Genomic DNA, 5586 nt, shown 5'->3' on the forward strand with positions numbered 1-5586 from the left:
TGACACTATTTAAAAGCATAACTAAAGAACAACTTGTGTGGATTTTTGCTGATTCAGAATGCTAAAAAATAAAGTTGACTATCTTTTCTTTTCGGAAAGATTATTAACTATAAAAATTATCATTTAAGACAGCAGAAAAACTCAAAGTTAATTCATTACGAACATAATTTTTAGCGATTTTGCCAGATTAGATGAGCCAAGTTTAGAAGCTTCTTTAAAGAGCTTCATAGCAAGATTAAACTGAAGAGTTTGATCATGGCTCAGATTGAACGCTGGCGGCAGGCTTAACACATGCAAGTCGAGCGGAAACGATGATAGCTTGCTATCAGGCGTCGAGCGGCGGACGGGTGAGTAATACTTAGGAATCTACCTAGTAGTGGGGGATAGCTCGGGGAAACTCGAATTAATACCGCATACGACCTACGGGAGAAAGGGGGCAACTTGTTGCTCTCGCTATTAGATGAGCCTAAGTCGGATTAGCTAGATGGTGGGGTAAAGGCCTACCATGGCGACGATCTGTAGCTGGTCTGAGAGGATGATCAGCCACACCGGGACTGAGACACGGCCCGGACTCCTACGGGAGGCAGCAGTGGGGAATATTGGACAATGGGGGCAACCCTGATCCAGCCATGCCGCGTGTGTGAAGAAGGCCTTTTGGTTGTAAAGCACTTTAAGCAGTGAAGAAGACTCCATGGTTAATACCCATGGACGATGACATTAGCTGCAGAATAAGCACCGGCTAACTCTGTGCCAGCAGCCGCGGTAATACAGAGGGTGCAAGCGTTAATCGGAATTACTGGGCGTAAAGCGAGCGTAGGTGGCTTGATAAGTCAGATGTGAAATCCCCGGGCTTAACCTGGGAACTGCATCTGATACTGTTAGGCTAGAATAGGTGAGAGGAAGGTAGAATTCCAGGTGTAGCGGTGAAATGCGTAGAGATCTGGAGGAATACCGATGGCGAAGGCAGCCTTCTGGCATCATATTGACACTGAGGTTCGAAAGCGTGGGTAGCAAACAGGATTAGATACCCTGGTAGTCCACGCCGTAAACGATGTCTACTAGTCGTTGGGTCCCTTGAGGACTTAGTGACGCAGCTAACGCAATAAGTAGACCGCCTGGGGAGTACGGCCGCAAGGTTAAAACTCAAATGAATTGACGGGGGCCCGCACAAGCGGTGGAGCATGTGGTTTAATTCGATGCAACGCGAAGAACCTTACCTGGTCTTGACATATCTAGAATCCTGCAGAGATGCGGGAGTGCCTTCGGGAATTAGAATACAGGTGCTGCATGGCTGTCGTCAGCTCGTGTCGTGAGATGTTGGGTTAAGTCCCGCAACGAGCGCAACCCTTGTCCTTAGTTACCAGCGGGTTAAGCCGGGAACTCTAAGGATACTGCCAGTGACAAACTGGAGGAAGGCGGGGACGACGTCAAGTCATCATGGCCCTTACGACCAGGGCTACACACGTGCTACAATGGTAGGTACAGAGGGCAGCTACACAGCGATGTGATGCGAATCTCAAAAAGCCTATCGTAGTCCAGATTGGAGTCTGCAACTCGACTCCATGAAGTAGGAATCGCTAGTAATCGCGGATCAGAATGCCGCGGTGAATACGTTCCCGGGCCTTGTACACACCGCCCGTCACACCATGGGAGTTGATTGCACCAGAAGTGGATAGCCTAACCTTCGGGAAGGCGTTCACCACGGTGTGGTTGATGACTGGGGTGAAGTCGTAACAAGGTAGCCGTAGGGGAACCTGCGGCTGGATCACCTCCTTATAGATGGCATTCGGTCAGCAAGAATTCACAACAAGTTGTTCTTTAGTTTAAGCTTACGTTTATAACAAGCGTAATTGGGTCTGTAGCTCAGCTGGTTAGAGCACCGTGTTGATAACGCGGGGGTCAGTGGTTCAAGTCCACTTAGACCCACCATTTTACATGGGGCCATAGCTCAGTTGGTAGAGCGCCTGCCTTGCACGCAGGAGGTCAACGGTTCGACTCCGTTTGGCTCCACCACTATAAACGCCAAGTAAGCTTTAGATGCCAATAAATACAATAGGTATTCAACAGAAACAAGTGATTTGTCTAAGATTACTTCTTTCTGTTTTATACAGAACTTATGACTCGACGAGAGCGTAAGAACTATTTAAAAACATAGATATGAGTCTGGGTTAGGAACACGTGTTCACGCGTTGTTCCTAACCTTAATAACTCGCTACTTAACGACATCAGTTGTTATCCCAGTAGTGAGTTATTAAAAAAGTAAAGAGAACTGAATCAAGCGTATAAACATAGGTGATATCGTTATCATAATTAGACTTTATAACACTTAGAAGTTAAGACTTATTTAAAGTCGAGACTACTTGGGGTTGTATGGTCAAGTAATGAAGCGCACATGGTGGATGCCTTGGCAGTCAGAGGCGATGAAAGACGTGACAGCCTGCGATAAGCTTCGGGGAGGCGGCAATATCCTGTGATCCGGAGATTTCTGAATGGGGAAACCCACTTACCATAAGGTAGGTATCTTGTACTTGTACAAGAAGCGAACGAGGGGAAGTGAAACATCTCAGTACCCTTAGGAATAGACATCAAATGAGATTCCCCTAGTAGCGGCGAGCGAACGGGGAGAAGCCGATTAATTCTAATGTAGAAGAACAGCGTGGGAAAGCTGACCGTAGTAGGTGATAGTCCTGTATTCGAAACATTAGAGTTAACATATTAAGTAGAGCGGGGCACGAGAAATCCTGTTTGAAGATGGGGGGACCATCCTCCAAGGCTAAATACTCCTGACTGACCGATAGTGAACCAGTACCGTGAGGGAAAGGCGAAAAGAACCCCTGTGAGGGGAGTGAAATAGAACCTGAAACCGTGTGCGTACAAGCAGTGGGAGCCTTAATTTATTAGGGTGACCGCGTACCTTTTGTATAATGGGTCAGCGACTTATGTTCTGTAGCAAGGTTAACCGTTTAGGGGAGCCGTAGGGAAACCGAGTCTTAATAGGGCGAATTAGTTGCAGGGCATAGACCCGAAACCGAGTGATCTATCCATGAGCAGGTTGAAAGTGCCGTAACAGGCACCGGAGGACCGAACCCACTGTCGTTGAAAAGCCAGGGGATGACTTGTGGATAGGGGTGAAAGGCTAATCAAACTCGGTGATAGCTGGTTCTCCCCGAAAGCTATTTAGGTAGCGCCTCGGACGAACACCATTGGGGGTAGAGCACTGTTTCGGCTAGGGGGTCATACCGACTTACCAAACCGATGCAAACTCCGAATACCGATGAGTGATATCCGGGAGACACACAGTGGGTGCTAACGTCCATTGTGGAGAGGGAAACAACCCAGACCGCCAGCTAAGGCCCCAAATTCCTAGTTAAGTGGGAAACGAGGTGGGAAGGCATAGACAGCTAGGAGGTTGGCTTAGAAGCAGCCATCCTTTAAAGAAAGCGTAATAGCTCACTAGTCGAGTCGGCCCGCGCGGAAGATGTAACGGGGCTCAAACTAGGAGCCGAAGCTGCGGATTTGAATTTGTTTTCAAGTGGTAGGGGAGCGTTGTGTAAGCCTGTGAAGGTGTGTTGTAAAGCATGCTGGAGGTATCACAAGAGCGAATGCTGACGTGAGTAACGATAATGCGAGTGAAAAGCTCGCACGCCGGAAGATCAAGGGTTCCAGTCCAACGTTAATCGGGGCTGGGTGAGTCGACCCCTAAGGCGAGGCCGAAAGGCGTAGTCGATGGGAAATCGGTTAATATTCCGATACTTGTTTATAATGCGATGGAGGGACGGAGTAGGTTATGTCAGCCTGGCGTTGGTTGTCCAGGTGAAAGGATGTAGGTAGACAGTTTAGGCAAATCCGGACTGTCATCATACTGAGATCTGATAGCAAGCTGTACTTGTACAGCGAAGTGGCAAATACCATGCTTCCAGGAAAAGCTTCTAAGCAATAGTTATAAACGAATCGTACCCTAAACCGACACAGGTGATCAGGTAGAGAATACCAAGGCGCTTGAGAGAACTCTGCTGAAGGAACTAGGCAAAATGGTACCGTAACTTCGGGAGAAGGTACGCTGCCGATGGTGATAGGACTTGCTCCTTGAGCTGTTGGCAGTCGCAGATACCAGGCTGCTGCAACTGTTTATTAAAAACACAGCACTCTGCAAACACGAAAGTGGACGTATAGGGTGTGATGCCTGCCCGGTGCTGGAAGGTTAATTGATGGGGTTAGCGTAAGCGAAGCTCTTGATCGAAGCCCCAGTAAACGGCGGCCGTAACTATAACGGTCCTAAGGTAGCGAAATTCCTTGTCGGGTAAGTTCCGACCTGCACGAATGGCATAATGATGGCAGCGCTGTCTCCAGCAGAGACTCAGTGAAATCGAAATCGCAGTGAAGATGCTGTGTACCCGCGGCTAGACGGAAAGACCCCGTGAACCTTTACTACAGCTTTACATTGAACTTTGACCTGACTTGTGCAGGATAGGTGGGAGGCTTTGAAGCAGACACGCTAGTGTTTGTGGAGCCAATCTTGAAATACCACCCTGGTCATGTCGGGGTTCTAACTCAGGTATAACAATACCGAGGACAATGTATGGTGGGTAGTTTGACTGGGGCGGTCTCCTCCTAAAGAGTAACGGAGGAGTACGAAGGTGCGCTCAGAACGGTCGGAAATCGTTCATAGAGTATAAAGGCAAAAGCGCGCTTAACTGCGAGACCCACAAGTCGAGCAGGTACGAAAGTAGGTCTTAGTGATCCGGTGGTTCTGTATGGAAGGGCCATCGCTCAACGGATAAAAGGTACTCTGGGGATAACAGGCTGATACCGCCCAAGAGTTCATATCGACGGCGGTGTTTGGCACCTCGATGTCGGCTCATCTCATCCTAGGGCTGAAGCAGGTCCTAAGGGTATGGCTGTTCGCCATTTAAAGAGGTACGCGAGCTGGGTTTAGAACGTCGTGAGACAGTTCGGTCCCTATCTACCGTGGGCGTTGGAAATTTGAGAGGATCTGCTCCTAGTACGAGAGGACCAGAGTGGACGAACCTCTGGTGTTCGGGTTGTCACGCCAGTGGCATTGCCCGGTAGCTACGTTCGGATGGGATAACCGCTGAAAGCATCTAAGCGGGAAGCCCACCTCAAGATTAGATTTCCCTAAAGAGCCGTTGAAGACTACGACGTTGATAGGCAGGGTGTGGAAGCACAGCGATGTGTGTAGCTAACCTGTACTAATTGCTCGTTTGGCTTGACCATACAACACCCAAGTGGTTTGTATCAAAGCTCTAATTAATCTATCTTGTAAAGCGAAAGCTTTAGAATAAAGAAAGAATATTTCGATATCACCTTAAACCTTGATTCAGTTAGGTTTATGTTGATGAGACTAAAAGATAATACTTAAAGTCAAAATAACAATAACAGACTCATATCTAACCCCCTTTGCTGACGACAATAGCATGATGGCACCACCTGATCCCTTCCCGAACTCAGAAGTGAAACATCATCGCGCCAATGGTAGTGTGGCTCCGGCCATGTGAGAGTAGGTCATCGTCAGCTCTCTATTCCTGAATCGCCCCTCAACTTAATTGTTGAGGGGCTTTTCTTTGT

2 tRNA genes and 3 rRNA genes are annotated in these 5586 nt (G+C 48.2%); all 5 read left to right on the plus strand.

Annotated features, from left to right (window positions below):
• Positions 1–237 precede the first annotated feature (237 nt).
• The 5 genes from ACP7AA_RS13035 to rrf all read left to right on the plus strand — a co-directional run bounded on the left by ACP7AA_RS13035 (position 238) and on the right by rrf (position 5535).
• Positions 238–1776: ribosomal RNA gene (locus tag ACP7AA_RS13035) — 16S ribosomal RNA — on the plus strand.
• A 76-nt stretch (positions 1777–1852) separates the two neighbouring features.
• Positions 1853–1929, plus strand: a tRNA-Ile gene (locus ACP7AA_RS13040).
• A gap of 8 nt (positions 1930–1937) precedes the next feature.
• Positions 1938–2013: transfer RNA gene (locus ACP7AA_RS13045), tRNA-Ala, on the plus strand.
• A 359-nt stretch (positions 2014–2372) separates the two neighbouring features.
• Positions 2373–5235: ribosomal RNA gene (locus ACP7AA_RS13050) — 23S ribosomal RNA — on the plus strand.
• A gap of 185 nt (positions 5236–5420) precedes the next feature.
• Positions 5421–5535, plus strand: a 5S ribosomal RNA gene (rrf, locus tag ACP7AA_RS13055).
• Together the 16S, 23S and 5S rRNA genes with 2 tRNA genes alongside form the textbook arrangement of a ribosomal RNA operon.
• Positions 5536–5586 lie beyond the last annotated feature (51 nt).

It is taken from the genome of Psychrobacter sp. DWR1-2-3, assembly GCF_049896465.1.
Lineage (GTDB): Bacteria > Pseudomonadota > Gammaproteobacteria > Pseudomonadales > Moraxellaceae > Psychrobacter > Psychrobacter maritimus.